Below are 14,565 nucleotides of genomic sequence, written 5' to 3' on the forward strand. Positions count from 1 at the left end.
GCGGAAAGGCCGGGGTTCGACGGCTAGGCCGATTTCGGCGCCTTGGTCTTGCGCAGATAGGGCAGAACCGTTTCGAATTCGCCGAACTTCTTCTTGGCATCGTCGTCATTGACGGCCGTCGGAATGATGACGTCGTCGCCGACGTTCCAGTTGGCCGGAGTCGCGACATTGTGCTTGGCGGCCGTCTGAAGCCCGTCCAGCGCGCGCAGCACTTCGGCGAAGTTGCGGCCGACATTCATCGGATAGGTCATCGACAATTTGAGCTGCTTGTCCGGGCCGATGATGAAGACCGAGCGTACGGTGGCGCTGTCGGCCGGGGTGCGACCGTCGGGCAGATAGGCTTCCGCCGGCAGCATGTCGAAGGCCTTGGACACGGCCAGCCCGTCATCGGCGATGATCGGGAACCCGGCCTTGGTGCCCGCGACCTGTTCGATGTCACCCTTCCATTTGACATGGTCTTCGGCACTGTCGACGGAGACGCCGATCACCTTGGTGCCGCGCTTGTCCCATTCGTCGGCAAGCTGCGCGACCGCGCCGAACTCGGTGGTGCAGACCGGCGTGAAGTCCTTCGGATGTGAGAACAGGATGGCCCAGCTGTCGCCGATCCACTCGTGAAGGCTGAACGAGCCCTGGTCGGTTTCGACGGTCAGGTCGGGGATGGTGTCGTTGATGCGCAGTCCCATGGCGTGTTCCTTTTCATGTGGTCGTGCGGATGGTCTGCCCTTTCAATAGGCATCGGAGAGCGCGTTCGAAAGGGGGCGCGGCATCCCGCCGCTGGACTTTCGACCTTGAGAGCAATCTAGCCGCGCCGCGCCATCGTTGCGAGCCAACACGGTTCCGATGATGGCCGCGACGGGGAAATCCGTTCCGCAAGGCACATCCCTCGGCACCTGCAGCCTGCCCGCTGCGGCCCGGAAAAAAGCGCCTCTGGGTCGGCTTGACTAATTAGATATCAAACTATAATGATTAGATATCTAATTAAAGGAGCAAGCCATGTCCTCACTCGATCGCAGAAAATTTCTGATGCTGGCCGGTGGTGGCGTCGTCGTCGCCGCAGGCGCATCGGCCGGCGTCTTTGCGGCGACGCGCACACCGGCCCGCGCGCTTGAACCCTGGGAGCGCGCCGGCGCTCCCGCCTATGCCGACCCGCGCATGCGCGCCCTGTCCTACGCCATCCTCGCGCCCAATCCGCACAATCGGCAGCCATGGACGGTCGCGCTTGAAGGTGATGACACGGTCCGGATAGGGTTCGACAATGCCCGGCAACTGCCGCACACCGACCCGTATGACCGGCAGTTGACCATCGGCATGGGCTGCTTCCTCGAACTGATGGTCATGGCTGCCGCCCAGGACGGCCACCGGGTCGATCTCGACCTTTTTCCGGCGGGCACGTCGCCTGACGGCCTGACCGGTGCGCCGGTCGCCGTCGCCCGGTTTGCGCAGGACGCTGCTGTCGAACGCGACCCGCTGTTCGCCCATGTGCTGGCGCGCCGTTCTGCGAAGGGCAGCCACGACACGGACCGACCGGTTCCCCAGGCCGGACTCGACGCGATGATCCGCGTTGCGCGCCACGGCACGCGTGTCGGCGGGACCCTCGCGCCGGACGAAATCGCGCAATGGCGCGAACTCACGGCCAATGCCTTGCGCATCGAATTCGAGACGCCGCGCACCTACAAGGAGTCGGTCGATCTGTTCCGCATCGGCAAGCGTGAGATCAACGCCAACCCCGACGGCATCGAACTGCCCGGCGCGCCGCTCGAAGTGTTGAACGCGCTCGGTCTTTTCACGCGACAGACCGCGCTCGACACCGGCTCGTTCGCCTACGAACAGGGCTTGGCCTCGGTGCTTGGCCCGGTCGCGACATCGATGGGATTTGTCTGGAGCGTGACCGGCGACAACAGCCGTTCGAGCCAGATCGGTGCCGGGCGCGATTGGGTGCGCATCAACCTTGCCGCCACGGCCCAGGGAATTTCGTTCCATCCGCTGAGCCAGTCGCTGCAGGAATTTGCCGAGATGGAACCGCTCTACACCGAGGTTCACGAACGGCTGGCGACCGATGGCGGCACGGTTCAAATGCTCGCGCGCATCGGCTATGGTCCCGCCGCCGGCCCGACCCCGCGCTGGCCGTTGGAATCCCGACTTGTGGAAGGGCCGCAAAGCTGACAGAGACGCCGCCCGGCAAAGGCTCGCCGTTCGAATTCTTCAACGAGGTCGGCATTATCGGCCAGTTGGGCACCGCGCGGTTCCAGAAGGTCCTGCCGGACGGCATGCATCCGTCGCATTTTGGTGTGCTCAACCACATGGTGCGTCTCGGCGACGCGAAGACGCCGGCGCAACTGGCGTCGGCCTTTCAGGTCACCCGGGCGACCATGAGCCACACGCTGGCGCTCCTCGAAAAGCGCGGCCTGATCCGGCTGGCAGCCAATGAGCGCGACGCGCGCTCCAAGCTGGTCTACCTCACCGATGAGGGCAGGGCCTTCCGCAACGCGGCCATCGGCGCGGTCGAAGCCATGGTGGGCGATGTGTTCGACGACGCGATGCTCGATCATCTGGCCAAGGCGCTGCCGCATCTGCGCGCCATTCGCAAGCGGCTCGACGAGAACCGCTGACCATGCCTCAGGCCGCCTTCTTCGCGGTCACCTGGTAATCCTTGACCGCTTCGAAGCTGATCGCCGGCGCGCGCTCGGCCTCATAGTTCAGCGAAAAACCGTTCTCGGCGAGGAACACCGGATCGCCATCCAGATCGCGGGCGATCGCCGCACGCTGCTTGGCGATGAAACCGTCGAGCGCCGCGCGGTCATCGGACGAAATCCACCGGCAGACGGAGAACCGTGCGCTTTCGAAGTCAACCGGCAGCGCGTATTCCGCCTCGAGCCGTGCCTTGAGCACGTCGAGCTGCAGCGCGCCGACGACACCGACAATAGATGGCGAACCGTCTTCGGGAATGAAGAGCTGGACGACGCCTTCTTCGGCCATCTGCGCCAGCGCCTCGGTCAGTTTCTTGCCCTTCATCGCATCCATCAGCCGCACGCGGCGCAGGATCTCGGGCGCGAAGTTCGGCACGCCGCGAAAGACCAGCGCTTCGCCATCGGTCAGCGTGTCGCCGATGCGCAGCGTGCCATGGTTGGGAATGCCGACGACATCGCCGGCAAAGGCGCTGTCTGCGGTCTGGCGCTGGTGGGCGAAGAAGAATTGCGGCGCCGACAGCGTCACCGCCTTTCCGGTGCGCACGAGCTTTGCCTTCATGCCCCGCTCAAGGGTCCCCGAGCAAACGCGGGCGAACGCGATCCGGTCGCGATGGTTGGGATCCATGTTGGCCTGGATCTTGAAGACGAAGGCGGTCATGCCGGTCTCGGTCGCCTCCACCTTGCGCAGGTCTGCCTCCTGCGCGCGGGGGCGCGGCGCGAACTCGGCCAACGCGTCGATCAGGTCGCGCACGCCATGATTGCGCAGCGCCGAGCCGAAAAAGACCGGTGTCAGATGGCCTTCCAGATAGGCGTCGCGATCGAATGGCCGGCAGGCTTCCCGCGCCAGATTGACTTCCTCGATGAACCCATCGCGTTCGTTTTCCGGCAGAAGGCCAGCCGCGCTGTCCGCCTCGGGCCCGTTGACCGCTGTGCGCTCGGTTTCGGCATCGCCTTGCCGCACCGCATTCCGTGCCAGGTGATACGTACCCGAAAAGGTCTTCGCCCGGCCGATCGGCCAGGTGACGGGCGCCGTGTCCAGCGCCAGCTTTTCTTCGACCTCGTCGAGGATCTCGAACGGATCGCGGCTTTCCCGGTCCATCTTGTTGACGAAGGTGATTATCGGAATGTTGCGCAGCCGGCACACTTCGAAAAGTTTCAGCGTGCGCGGCTCGATGCCCTTGGCCGCGTCGATCACCATGATCGCGCTGTCGACCGCCGTCAGCGTGCGATAGGTGTCGTCGGCAAAGTCCTCATGCCCGGGCGTATCGAGCAGGTTGAAGACGTTGCCGCCATATTCGAACGTCATCACCGAAGTGACCACCGAAATGCCGCGTTCGCGCTCGATCTTCATCCAGTCGGACCGCGACTGGGTCCGGTTCTTCTTGGCCTTGACCTCGCCGGCGAGCTGGATGGCGCCGCCGAACAGAAGCAGCTTCTCGGTCAGCGTCGTCTTGCCCGCATCGGGGTGCGAGATGATGGCGAAGGTCCGCCGGCGGGCGACCTCGTCTTGGAGCGATTGCGGCATGGTGGGCCTGTTCCTGGGTCGCGCGGTGTCTGGCAGGGTGCGCAGGCGGTGTCAATCGTGCCAGTATGACCGGCGATCGGGGCCGAGGGAGCACGCCATGTCCGACAAGATCGAAGTGCGGAACGTCAATGTTCCGGGCCGCGTGGAACGGGTCGACGCGGCCAAGTACGCGGCCATGAAGACCGCCATGCTGGCCACTCTGCCCGACGGCCCGCCGGGTTTGACCGGCCGGGAGATCAAGGAGGCGGCATTGCCGCACCTGCCCGCAACGCTGTTTCCGCAGGGCAAGACGGCAGGCTGGTGGGCCAAGACAGTCCAGCTGGACCTGGAGGCACGGGGCGAACTGGCGCGGAGCAAGGCCTCGCCTTTGCGCTTTTGGCGCACAGGCTGATTGTTCATCGCGGCCGCGCGGCAATGGATGTCCGCAATCGGACGGCCAGCCGTTGACGGCAGGCGCGCGACGGCGCATCAGGCGGTGATGAATGCGACCGTCGTGACCTTCATCCGTCTTTCTCACGCAGACGGGCTCGATCTTCCCGCCTATGCCACCGAGGGCGCGGCCGGCATGGACATCCGCGCCGCCGTGCCGGACGATGTGCCGTTCGTTCTGGCGCCCGGTGAACGGGCTGCGGTGCCCACCGGTTTCGTCATGGTGGTTCCCGATGGATTCGAGGGGCAGATCCGCCCCCGTTCGGGCCTCGCCGTCCGTCACGGCGTCACCTGCCTGAACACGCCGGGCACGATCGACAGCGACTATCGAGGCGAGGTGCATGTGCTGCTGATCAATCTCGGCCACGACGTCTTCGAGATCACGCGCGGCATGCGCATCGCGCAGATCGTCATCGCGCCGGCGGTCCGGGCGGCGCCCGCCGAGACGACCGAGCCGCCGGACGCGACCGGGCGTGGCGCCGGTGGCTTCGGATCCACCGGCACCCATTGACCGGCGCTGGATATCTTGTACCGGTGACAGGATTGCCACAGACAGACCATCGGCTCGGTGATAGGGCTTGCCGGTGATCCCGAAGCGGAACCGCGCCGATGACCCTGCCCGATTTTCTGACCTATGCGATCGCGCTTGCCATCGCCGCCGCCATTCCGGGGCCCGGCGTGATCGCCATCGTCGCGCGGGCGCTCGGCGCCGGCCTCCGCCCGACACTGCCCATGCTGTTCGGGCTGGTGCTGGGTGACGTTGTCTATCTGGCCGCGGCGATCCTTGGCCTCGCCTATGTCGCATCGACCTTCGGCACGCTGTTCGTCGTCATCAAATATGCCGGTGCCGCCTATCTCGTCTGGATGGCCATCGGGTTCTGGCGGGCCGGGGTCACCGCCGAAACGATCGATGCGAAGGCCGATGGCGGCGGTGCGGTGGCCGGCTTCGTCGCCGGCCTGCTGGTCACGCTCGGCAATCCCAAGACGATGGTCTTCTATCTGGCGCTTCTGCCAACCCTGATCGACATGACGGCGGTGACCATGGCGGACTTCACCATCCTGATCGCCGTGACATTTCTCGTTCTGCTCGCCGTCATGGTGCCCTATGCGGGGCTGGCGGGCCGGGCACGCATCTTCCTGAGGACGCCGCGGGCGCTCAAGGCGCTCAACCGGTTTGCGGCCACATGTCTGGGCGGGGCGGCGGTCGCCATCGCCGCCCGCGCGGGCTGACCGGCTGGCGCCATCCGGCCGGATCGGCGGTCTTGCGCCGGTGCCGGCCGCAAATGGGCCGGTTCGGCCCGGTTTCCTTCACGCCGCGGCGGCCATCGCATCGCCCATGATGCGGTAGGAGATGGCCTCGGCAATGTGGATCCGGCCGACCGCGTCGTGCCCGTCGAGATCGGCCAGTGTCCGCGCCAGCTTCAGGATGCGGTGATAGCCGCGTGCCGAAAAGCGCATCTTGTCGGCAGCGTCCGCAAGCAGTTGAAGCGCGCCGCCATCGGCCTTCGCCACCTCCTCGATCATCGCCGTCGGGCAGTGCGCATTGACGCCGACCTCCGCCATGCCGAGACCGGTGTATCGGTCTGCCTGCAGTGCGCGCGCCCCTGCAACCCGCGCAGCCACCGCCGCGCTCGTCTCTCCCGGCTTGCGCCGGATCAGGTCGCCCGGCATCACCGCCGGCACCTCGACGCGGACGTCGATCCGGTCCATCAGCGGCCCCGAAATCCGCGCCTGGTAGTCGGTCTGGCAGCGCGGGCCGCGTGAACAGGCATGCCCGGGCGTGCCGGCCATGCCGCACCGGCACGGGTTCATCGCCGCGACGAGCTGGATGCGGGCGGGATAGGACACACGGTGATTGGCGCGGGCGATCATGCAATTGCCGGTTTCCAGGGGCTGGCGCAGACTGTCCAGCACCTGCGGCGCGAATTCGGGGAACTCATCGAGAAACAGAACGCCATTATGGGCCATCGACACTTCGCCGGGCCGCGCCCTGAGCCCGCCGCCGACCATGGCGGCCATCGAGGCCGAATGATGCGGCGCGCGGAACGGGCGCCGGTCGGTCAATTCGCCGCCCGCAAGTTCGCCGGCGATGGAGGCGATCATCGAGACATCGAGCAGTTCGCGTGCCGACAGCGGCGGCAGGATCGACGGCAAGCGCTGCGCCAGCATGGATTTGCCCGAACCGGGCGGGCCGACCATCAGGAGGTTGTGACCGCCCGCCGCGGCGACTTCCAGCGCACGCCGCGCCGTTTCCTGTCCCTTGATGTCGGCCATGTCGGGCAGGTTGGATGCCGCCTCGCGCATCGCCGCCCGTGGCCGCGACAGCACCTGCGTGCCGCGAAAATGATTGGCAAGCCCGATCAGGCTGACCGGCGCGAGGATCGGCATGGTCGCATCCGCCCATGCCGCTTCGGCGCCGCAGGCCGCCGGACAGATCAGGCCTTTTCCCGAGGCATTGGCCGCAATTGCCGCCGGCAGGACGCCGGCGACCGGCGCGATGGTGCCGTCGAGCGACAATTCCCCCAGCACGGCAAAGCCGGCCAGCGCGTCGGAGGGAATGGCGCCCAGTGCCGCCATCAGTCCCAGCGCGATCGGCAGATCGAAATGGCTGCCCTCCTTGGGCAGGTCGGCCGGCGCCAGATTGACGGTCACACGCTTGGGCGGCATCGACAAACCCGATGCATGCAAGGCCGACTGGACCCGCTCGCGGCTTTCGGCGACGGCCTTGTCCGGCAGGCCGACGATCTGCATCATCATCTTGCCCGGCGCCACCATCACCTGAACATCGACCGGCACCGCCTCGATGCCCTGGAAGGCGACTGTCGTCACACGTGCGACCATGTCCTTGCCCCCTGTGCGCGAAGGGCGTGGCGCGTGCACCGGACCATCCGCCGCGCACAACCCGCACCCGTCAATCAATCAAGCACAGGTTGTGAAACAAGGCAAGAACATTTTGGGAACATATACGCGTCAAGGCTGTATTCAGGTTGTGGCCGATTGTATGGCGGAACAAACGGGCGCCGGTCAGCGCCGCTTTTCGACCGCATCCCAGAAAAGCGCCGCAATGTCGGCGCCTCCGAACTTGGCGACTTCGCGCACGCCCGTCGGCGAGGTCACGTTGATCTCGGTCATGAGACCGCCGATCACGTCGATGCCGACCAGGATGAAGCCACGCTCCCGCAGCGCCGGCCCGATCGCCGCGCAGATCTCGCGCTCGCGCTCGGTCATCTCGGTCGCCAGCGCCTTGCCGCCCACATGCATGTTCGAGCGCGTGTCGCTTTCATGCGGCACGCGGTTGATGGCGCCCACCGGCTCTCCGTCGATCAGGATGATACGCTTGTCGCCGGCGCGGACATCGGCCAGATAGCGCTGGGCGATGATCGGCTCGTTGGTCAGCTGGCCGAACATCTCCATCAGCGAGGTCAGGTTGCGGTCGCCATCGCGCAGATGGAAGACGCCGGCACCGCCATTGCCATAAAGCGGTTTGACGATGATGTCGCCGAACTCGCGCCGGAAATCGGATATCGCATCGACATCCTTGGTGATCAGCGTTTCGGGCATGAAGTCGGCAAACTCCATGACGAAGATCTTTTCGGGCGAATTGCGCACCCAGGCCGGGTCGTTGACGACCAGCGTTTTCGGATGGATGCGTTCGAGAATATGCGTCGTCGTGATGTAGTTCATGTCGAACGGTGGGTCCTGCCGCAGAAGCACGACATCCATCCGGGACAGGTCCGTGCGTTGGGCCGGACCCAGGGTGAAATGATCGCCCTTGACGTCGCGCACGGTCAGCGGCTCAAGCAAGGCGCTGACCGTTCCGTCGCGCAGGGCCAGCCGGTCGGGCGTGTAGTGGAACAGGTCATGGCCGCGCGCCTGCGCCTCGAGACACAGGGCGAACGTGGTGTCGCCCTCGATCGCGACGGTGGAGACATGGTCCATCTGGACCGCGATGGTAAGCGCCATGATCGTTCCTCGATTGGGTTGGCCCTAAGTGGCGCGCGTGCGCGGCAAAATCAATCGGCTTCAGGCCGTGAACACCGCCGGCACATGCACAGGCCAGCGGCCCGGAAGCACAGCGACCAGATCGAATCTTACCGAAAGCCGGCCATGGTCCGGCTGTCCGGCCAGCCAGTGATCGGTCGCGCTGATGATGCGCCGGCGCCCGTAAGGCGTCACGGCGTCCATCGCCTCGGCCAGTGACGGCCTTGCCTTGACCTCGACGATCGCCACCAGATCGCCGCGCCGGACGATCAGGTCGATCTCGCCCGCCCGGCATTTGTAGCGGCGCGCCACGATGCGGAAGCCTTTGAGGCGCATCAGCCACGCTGCCCGGGTTTCACCGGCGTGGCCGCGCCTTTCGGCTTTTCGGCGCTTGGCGCCGCCCGATTCAGTCACCGGTCTCTTTCCGCGCAAGGATCCGGGCGTAGAGATCGGCGCGGGGCAGGCCCGTCATCTGCGCGGCTTCCCGCGCCGCCTTGCCCGCCGGCATGTCCGCGAGAAGTTCGGCGAGCAGCGCATCGATGTCAGTCGCCTCGGCTTGGCCGGTTTCCGTCTTCGCCGGCGCGATCAGCAAAACGATCTCGCCCTTTATCGTTTCGTCTCCGAACCGGTTCGACAATTCGTTGACGGTTCCCGTCGTTACGGTTTCGAACCGTTTTGTCAGCTCGCGCGCGACGCACACCGTGCGCTCCGCCCCCATCACTGCCGCCATGGCTTCGAGCGCGCCGACTAGGCGGCGCGGTGATTCAAAGGCGATCAGGGTTGACTGCTCGTGCTGAAGCGAGGCCAACCGGTCGCGGCGGGCCTTGTCTTTCGCCGGCAAAAACCCGACGAACCGAAAATCGTCGGTGGGCAGGCCTGAGGCCGAAAGGGCGGCGAGAACCGCCGATGGACCGGGGATCGGGACAACCGCATGGCCTGCCTGTCTTGCCTCGATACCGAGCCGGTAGCCGGGATCGGAGACCAGAGGCGTTCCGGCATCGGAGACCAGCGCCACGGAGCGGCCGTCGGCCAGCGCGGCGAGCAGTCGAGGACCCGCCTGATCCGCATTGTGCTCATGATAGGCGACCGGTTTGGCGGCAATGCCGTAGCGGTCGAGCAGGCGGCGGGTAATCCGCGTGTCCTCACAGGCCAATACATCGCAGGCGGCCAGCGTTTCCAGCGCGCGGATCGTGACATCCCGCAAATTGCCGATCGGCGTTGCGACCAGATAGAGCGCCGGCTCCAGCGGCGGCGCCGTGATCTCGTGGCCGGCGATCGTGTAGGTCGGTGCACTCATCTCATTGCGCCAGTTCGGCAATCACGGAATCAAGCACAATCCGCCCGCGCGCCCTCGCTCGGATGCGGGCATTGCCGACGCGTTCGACCATGCCCAGATCGATCATCGCCTGCAGCGCCCGTCCATCGATTGTGCGCCCGCCGAGCGCTTCGTGACGTGCCAGATCGACGCCCTCCGTCAGCCGCAGGCCCATCATCAGCATCTCATCCGTCTGGGCCATCCGATCCAGCGTTTCGGTTTCGGCAATGCCGTGACCGCGCCGGCGTACACGCTCCAGCCAGGTCTCGGGATGTCGCTCGGTGATGGTCACGTGCCTGTTTTCATAGCCCACGGTCGAAAACCGTCCGTGCGCGCCGGGGCCGATGCCGGCATAATCGCCGTATCGCCAATAGGTGAGATTGTGCCGCGATTGCGCACCGGGCACGGCATGATTGGATATTTCATATGCCGGCAAACCATGATCGGACGTGATGTCCTGCGTCATCGCGTAAAGATTGCTCGCCAGTTGACCGTCCGGAATGGCGATGCGCCCGGCCGCGTGCAGTGCCTTGAACGGCGTTCCGTCCTCGATGGTCAGCTGGTAGAGCGACAGATGATCGGCCGCGAGCGAGATGGCCTCGCGCAATTCCGATGCCCAGTTTTCAAGCGTTTGGCCGGGCCGCGCATAGATCAAATCGAACGACAGGCGCGGGAACGTCCGCCGCGCCAGTTCGATCGCGGCGCGCGCTTCGTCGGCATCGTGCAGCCGGCCAAGGAATTTGAGATCGGCATCGTTCAGGGCCTGAACGCCGAGCGACAGCCGGTTGACGCCCGCAGCCCTGTAGCCGGCAAATCGGTTCGCATCTGCCGATTGCGGATTGGCTTCCATCGTCACTTCGATGTTGGCCGGAACCTTCCAATGCGCGGCAACCGCATCGAGGAGCGTGCCAACCGTTTCCGGCGTCATCAGGGATGGTGTGCCGCCGCCGATGAAGATCGATGTCACCTCGCGCGGACCGGTCAGGTCCCGCATATGCGCCATCTCGCGAAGGAACGCTTCGGCAAAGGCCGTCTGGTCGACCGGCGCGTGGCGGACATGCGAATTGAAGTCGCAATAGGGGCATTTGGCCGCGCAGAACGGCCAATGCAGATAGACGCCGAAGCCCGGCGATCCGTCATCGCCATTGAGCGGCGCCGGGGCTGTTTGATCAGGTGACGCCCAGACAGTCATGGGCAAACAGTTTGAACGCGCGGGCGCGATGCGACAAGGCGTCGGCTTCGCCCGGTTTCCAGCCATGCTTTTCCTCGGCGGTCAACTCGCCGAACGTGCGGCTGTATCCATCGGGCACGAACACCGGATCATAGCCGAAGCCCAGATCGCCGCGCGGCGGCCATATGAGATGGCCCGGCGCCTCGCCCCGGAAGAAATCGCAATGCCCGTCGGGAAAGGCCAGACACAGCGTCGCGACGAACGCGGCGCGCCGCTGGTCCGGTTCGGCCGCACCCAGCGCCTGAAGCTTTTCCTCGACCGTGCGCATCGCCATCATGAAATCTCGATCGCCATTGCCGGTCTCCGCCCAGTCGGCGGTGTAGACGCCCGGCGCCCCGTCGAGCGCCTCGACGCATAGCCCGCTGTCGTCAGCCAGCGCCGGCAGGCCGGTCGCTTCCATCGCGGCCATCGCCTTGGTTCGCGCATTGTCCTTGAACGTCGTTCCGGTTTCCTCGGGTTCATCAAGACCCAGTTCGCCCGCTGAAACCACATCGAAGCCGAACGGGCCGATCAGCCCGCGAATCTCGCGCAGCTTGCCGTCATTGTGCGTGGCGAGCACCAGCCGTCCCGGTTCGAGCCGCCGTGCCATGGTCAGCCCCCGATGGCCTGTTTCTGCATGGTCACCAGATCGGACACGGCGTTTTCCGCCAGACCGAACAGGGCGTTGAACTCGTCACGGCTGAACGGCGCGCCTTCGGCGGTACCCTGCACCTCGACGATGCCGCCGGTGCCGGTCATCACGAAGTTGGCGTCGGTTTCCGCGTTGCTGTCTTCGACATAGTCCAGATCGGTCACCGGCGTGCCCTGATAGATGCCGCACGAGACCGCCGCGACATGGTCCTTCAGCACCCGCGTCTTGGACGCCATCTGGCGCGAATGCATCCAGTCCAGGCAATCGTGCAGCGCGATCCAGCCACCGGTGATCGCCGCCGTGCGTGTTCCGCCATCGGCCTGGATCACATCGCAGTCGACGGTGATCTGGCGTTCGCCAAGCGCTTCGAGATCGACGATCGCCCGCATCGACCGGCCGATCAGACGCTGGATTTCCAGCGTCCGGCCGCCCTGCTTGCCCGATGACGCCTCGCGACGCATCCGGTCGCCGGTGGCGCGTGGCAGCATGCCATATTCGGCCGTCACCCAGCCGCGGCCGGAATTGCGCAGCCATGGCGGAACCCGCTCTTCAAGGCTCGCGGTGCACAGAACGTGTGTGTCGCCGAACTTGACGAGGCAGGAGCCTTCGGCATGCTTGGAGATGCCGCGCTCGAACGAGACGGCGCGCATTTGGTCGGGCATGCGCCCGGATGGCCGATTCATGGAATGTCCTTCGGGTTTGAAATCCGCGCCGTGTCTAGACGGTTTGCGCGCCCGATGGAACCGTGCGCTGTCGCCCCTTTCCCGAATTCCGTCGCTGGCATATATCTGGGGCAACAGGGATTGCCACGCGCCAATGCAGCATATCACCCCGACAGCCACCGAACTGGACGAAAAGCTCGACGAGAGATCGCGCGACATCTTCCGGCGCATCGTCGAAAGCTATCTCACCGAGGGCGAGCCGGTCGGCTCGCGCAACCTGTCCAAGATGTTGCCGACATCGCTGTCGCCGGCCTCGGTGCGCAATGTGATGAGCGATCTGGAGGCGCTCGGCCTGATCTATGCGCCGCACGTCTCTGCCGGGCGACTGCCGACCGAGCAGGGTCTGCGTTTTTTCGTCGATGCCTTCATGGATGCCGGCGCCGTCAGCGACGAGGAACGAGCGATCATCGACCAGCAATTGGGCTCCGGCGAAGGCCATCCGCATACCGAGCAATTGCTGACCGAGGCCAGCCAGATGCTCAGCCGGGTGTCGAGCGGCGCGGGGCTCGTGCTGGCGGCCAAGCGCGACGGCGCGATGAAGCATATCGAATTCGTGCGCCTCGAAGAAACCAAGGCTCTGGCCGTTCTGGTCTGGGAATCGGGCGAGGTCGAGAACCGCATCATCGACCTGCCTGCCGGCATGACGGCATCGCAACTGGCCGAGGCCGCAAACTTTCTCAACCATCACGCGCGAGGGCAGACACTGGCCAACGTCCGCCGCGCCATCAACGCGATGCGCGGCGAAATCCGCGCCGAACTGGATGCGCTCAGCGCCAGCCTTGTGGAACGTGGGCTGGCGGTCTGGTCCGGCGCCAATGACGGTCATCCCCGCCAGCTGATCGTGCGCGGCCGCGCCAATCTGCTGGAAAACCTCACCGATGCCGAGGAGATCGAGCGCACCAAGATGCTGCTCGACGATCTCGAGCGCAAGGACGAGATCATCAGCGTTCTCGACATGGCCGAGGAAGGCTCGGGCGTGCGCATCTTCATCGGATCGGAGAACCGCCTGTTTTCGCTGTCCGGCTCGTCCTTGGTCGTTGCGCCCTATCGCGACACCAACCGCCGGGTGATCGGCGCGCTGGGCGTATTGGGGCCGACACGGCTCAACTATGCCAAGATCGTGCCGATGGTCGACTACACCGCGCAGCTGATTTCGCGCATGATCGAACGCGAATAGCACAGCGCCGCCGGGCTTGATTTTTCGCTGCGCACACTCGATATCGCGCCCAGCTTTGAATTCCCAACCGAATGGACATGACGAATGGCTGACAATGATCGAAAGCCGGAGACCTCCGGCGCTGACATCAATCCCGGCAGCCGCGAAAACCTCCGCAAGGCCGCCGATGAGCTTCTGAAGGCCGACCGCGCCGCCCGCCGCCGCGCCGCCGCCGAAGATGCCGATGCCTATGCGGCGTTTGGCGAAGAGGACGGCGCCGATGAGGCCGAGGGCGCGGTGTTCGGCGATATGGACACAGACAGTGCCGCAGCCGGTTCGATCATTGCCGAGGAAATCGAGGCGATCCAGGCCGAAAACAGCGACATGAAGGACCGGCTGCTGCGGCTTGCCGCGGACATGGAAAACCTGCGCCGCCGCACCCAGCGCGAAGTGGCCGATGCCAAGAGCTTTGCGATCGCCAACTTCGCCCGCGACATGCTGGGTGTGACCGACAATCTTCGGCGTGCCATCGAAGCCGTCACGGCTGAACAGCGCGAGGCCGCCGATGACGTGCTCAAGAACCTGCTCGAAGGCGTCGAACTGACGGAAAAATCCATGCTGTCGACGATGGAGCGCCACGGCGTCAAACAGTTGGCGCCCGAGGGCGAGCGCTTCGACCCCAATTTCCATCAGGCAATGTTCGAAGTGCCCAACCCCGAAGTGCCCAACAACACGGTCGTTCAGGTCGTTCAGGCCGGCTACTCGATTGGCGAGCGCGTGCTGCGGCCGGCCATGGTGGGCGTCGCAAAGGGTGGCCCGAAGCAGGCCGCATCCGAGCCCGAACCCGGCCCGCCCGATGCCGAGGCCGAAAAAGACGCGTGATCGACA

At 65.4% G+C, this 14,565-nt stretch carries 16 protein-coding genes; 7 read left to right on the top strand and 9 right to left on the bottom strand.

The genetic code is table 11. From position 1 onward, the window contains the following. Window positions 1-23: 23 nt before the first annotated feature. Entirely contained in the window at window positions 24-683 is a 660-nt protein-coding gene (locus ACOQOU_RS10445; protein ID WP_306026255.1) for a peroxiredoxin, read from the bottom strand. A 310-nt stretch (window positions 684-993) separates the two neighbouring features. Here ACOQOU_RS10445 and ACOQOU_RS10450 point away from each other — a divergent pair, with 310 nt between their 5' ends. Continuing rightward, window positions 994-2,163, top strand: coding sequence for an Acg family FMN-binding oxidoreductase (locus ACOQOU_RS10450; RefSeq protein ID WP_109767002.1), 1,170 nt, complete (start codon window positions 994-996; stop codon window positions 2,161-2,163). A 65-nt stretch (window positions 2,164-2,228) separates the two neighbouring features. Continuing rightward, window positions 2,229-2,609: a MarR family winged helix-turn-helix transcriptional regulator gene (locus tag ACOQOU_RS10455; protein WP_245412766.1), complete on the top strand. Its 381-nt coding sequence runs from the start codon at window positions 2,229-2,231 to the stop codon at window positions 2,607-2,609. Window positions 2,610-2,616: 7 nt separating this feature from the next. Here the strand turns inward: ACOQOU_RS10455 and ACOQOU_RS10460 are convergent, their stop codons facing one another. Beyond that, complete coding sequence (locus ACOQOU_RS10460) at window positions 2,617-4,212, bottom strand: peptide chain release factor 3 (protein WP_306026256.1); 1,596 nt, start codon at window positions 4,210-4,212, stop codon at window positions 2,617-2,619. A gap of 97 nt (window positions 4,213-4,309) precedes the next feature. On the opposite strand from ACOQOU_RS10460, the gene ACOQOU_RS10465 reads away from it, so the two are divergent. The 3 genes from ACOQOU_RS10465 to ACOQOU_RS10475 all read left to right on the top strand — a co-directional run bounded on the left by ACOQOU_RS10465 (window position 4,310) and on the right by ACOQOU_RS10475 (window position 5,871). Next, entirely contained in the window at window positions 4,310-4,603 is a 294-nt protein-coding gene (locus ACOQOU_RS10465) for a DUF6958 family protein (protein ID WP_109767000.1), read from the top strand. A gap of 87 nt (window positions 4,604-4,690) precedes the next feature. Next, on the top strand, window positions 4,691-5,152 hold the full coding sequence (gene dut / locus ACOQOU_RS10470) for a dUTP diphosphatase (protein WP_306026257.1): 462 nt from the start codon (window positions 4,691-4,693) through the stop codon (window positions 5,150-5,152). A gap of 98 nt (window positions 5,153-5,250) precedes the next feature. Next, entirely contained in the window at window positions 5,251-5,871 is a 621-nt protein-coding gene (locus tag ACOQOU_RS10475) for a LysE family translocator (RefSeq protein WP_306026258.1), read from the top strand. A gap of 78 nt (window positions 5,872-5,949) precedes the next feature. On the opposite strand, the gene ACOQOU_RS10480 is transcribed toward ACOQOU_RS10475, so the two are convergent. From ACOQOU_RS10480 to rph, 7 genes are all read right to left on the bottom strand, one after another. Next, a complete protein-coding gene (locus tag ACOQOU_RS10480; protein ID WP_306026259.1) occupies window positions 5,950-7,482 on the bottom strand; it encodes a YifB family Mg chelatase-like AAA ATPase in 1,533 nt (510 codons plus the stop codon). Between the two features lie 183 nt (window positions 7,483-7,665). Then, window positions 7,666-8,604 carry a glutathione synthase gene (gene gshB / locus ACOQOU_RS10485; RefSeq protein WP_306026260.1) on the bottom strand — a complete coding sequence of 313 codons (939 nt, stop codon included), beginning with the start codon at window positions 8,602-8,604 and terminating at the stop codon, window positions 7,666-7,668. A gap of 60 nt (window positions 8,605-8,664) precedes the next feature. After that, a complete protein-coding gene (locus ACOQOU_RS10490) occupies window positions 8,665-9,036 on the bottom strand; it encodes a YraN family protein (protein ID WP_306026261.1) in 372 nt (123 codons plus the stop codon). Further along, window positions 9,029-9,919, bottom strand: a complete 891-nt coding sequence (rsmI, locus tag ACOQOU_RS10495) for a 16S rRNA (cytidine(1402)-2'-O)-methyltransferase (RefSeq protein ID WP_306026262.1) — start codon at window positions 9,917-9,919, stop codon at window positions 9,029-9,031. Before rsmI ends, ACOQOU_RS10490 begins: the two co-directional genes overlap by 8 nt. A 1-nt stretch (window position 9,920) precedes the next feature. After that, on the bottom strand, window positions 9,921-11,129 hold the full coding sequence (gene hemW / locus ACOQOU_RS10500; protein WP_306026263.1) for a radical SAM family heme chaperone HemW: 1,209 nt from the start codon (window positions 11,127-11,129) through the stop codon (window positions 9,921-9,923). Then, window positions 11,107-11,757, bottom strand: coding sequence for an RdgB/HAM1 family non-canonical purine NTP pyrophosphatase (gene rdgB / locus ACOQOU_RS10505; protein WP_306026264.1), 651 nt, complete (start codon window positions 11,755-11,757; stop codon window positions 11,107-11,109). The genes hemW and rdgB overlap by 23 nt, the downstream gene beginning before the upstream one ends. 2 nt (window positions 11,758-11,759) lie before the next feature. Next, window positions 11,760-12,482, bottom strand: coding sequence for a ribonuclease PH (gene rph / locus ACOQOU_RS10510; protein ID WP_306026265.1), 723 nt, complete (start codon window positions 12,480-12,482; stop codon window positions 11,760-11,762). A gap of 133 nt (window positions 12,483-12,615) precedes the next feature. Here rph and hrcA point away from each other — a divergent pair, with 133 nt between their 5' ends. Both hrcA and grpE read left to right on the top strand, forming a co-directional pair. Continuing rightward, a complete protein-coding gene (gene hrcA / locus ACOQOU_RS10515) occupies window positions 12,616-13,698 on the top strand; it encodes a heat-inducible transcriptional repressor HrcA (RefSeq protein ID WP_306026266.1) in 1,083 nt (360 codons plus the stop codon). An 84-nt stretch (window positions 13,699-13,782) separates the two neighbouring features. Then, the gene (gene grpE / locus ACOQOU_RS10520; RefSeq protein WP_306026267.1) at window positions 13,783-14,559 is read left to right on the top strand and encodes a nucleotide exchange factor GrpE; all 777 of its coding nucleotides are present in this window, start codon (window positions 13,783-13,785) and stop codon (window positions 14,557-14,559) included. Window positions 14,560-14,565: the final 6 nt, after the last annotated feature.

This window comes from Oceaniradius stylonematis (assembly GCF_965223445.1).
Taxonomy (GTDB): domain Bacteria; phylum Pseudomonadota; class Alphaproteobacteria; order Rhizobiales; family Rhizobiaceae; genus Roseitalea; species Roseitalea stylonematis.

What these genes read in the sequence shown, in the direction of transcription:
- hrcA (WP_306026266.1), top strand. Translation starts at nt 12,616, where the DNA reads ATGCAGCATATCACCCCGACAGCCACCGAACTGGACGAAAAGCTCGAC.
- hemW (WP_306026263.1), bottom strand. Translation starts at nt 11,129, where the DNA reads ATGACTGTCTGGGCGTCACCTGATCAAACAGCCCCGGCGCCGCTCAAT.
- rdgB (WP_306026264.1), bottom strand. Translation starts at nt 11,757, where the DNA reads ATGGCACGGCGGCTCGAACCGGGACGGCTGGTGCTCGCCACGCACAAT.
- ACOQOU_RS10450 (WP_109767002.1), top strand. Translation starts at nt 994, where the DNA reads ATGTCCTCACTCGATCGCAGAAAATTTCTGATGCTGGCCGGTGGTGGC.
- grpE (WP_306026267.1), top strand. Translation starts at nt 13,783, where the DNA reads ATGGCTGACAATGATCGAAAGCCGGAGACCTCCGGCGCTGACATCAAT.
- ACOQOU_RS10465 (WP_109767000.1), top strand. Translation starts at nt 4,310, where the DNA reads ATGTCCGACAAGATCGAAGTGCGGAACGTCAATGTTCCGGGCCGCGTG.
- rph (WP_306026265.1), bottom strand. Translation starts at nt 12,482, where the DNA reads ATGAATCGGCCATCCGGGCGCATGCCCGACCAAATGCGCGCCGTCTCG.
- ACOQOU_RS10445 (WP_306026255.1), bottom strand. Translation starts at nt 683, where the DNA reads ATGGGACTGCGCATCAACGACACCATCCCCGACCTGACCGTCGAAACC.
- gshB (WP_306026260.1), bottom strand. Translation starts at nt 8,604, where the DNA reads ATGGCGCTTACCATCGCGGTCCAGATGGACCATGTCTCCACCGTCGCG.
- dut (WP_306026257.1), top strand. Translation starts at nt 4,691, where the DNA reads ATGAATGCGACCGTCGTGACCTTCATCCGTCTTTCTCACGCAGACGGG.
- ACOQOU_RS10460 (WP_306026256.1), bottom strand. Translation starts at nt 4,212, where the DNA reads ATGCCGCAATCGCTCCAAGACGAGGTCGCCCGCCGGCGGACCTTCGCC.
- ACOQOU_RS10480 (WP_306026259.1), bottom strand. Translation starts at nt 7,482, where the DNA reads ATGGTCGCACGTGTGACGACAGTCGCCTTCCAGGGCATCGAGGCGGTG.
- rsmI (WP_306026262.1), bottom strand. Translation starts at nt 9,919, where the DNA reads ATGAGTGCACCGACCTACACGATCGCCGGCCACGAGATCACGGCGCCG.
- ACOQOU_RS10475 (WP_306026258.1), top strand. Translation starts at nt 5,251, where the DNA reads ATGACCCTGCCCGATTTTCTGACCTATGCGATCGCGCTTGCCATCGCC.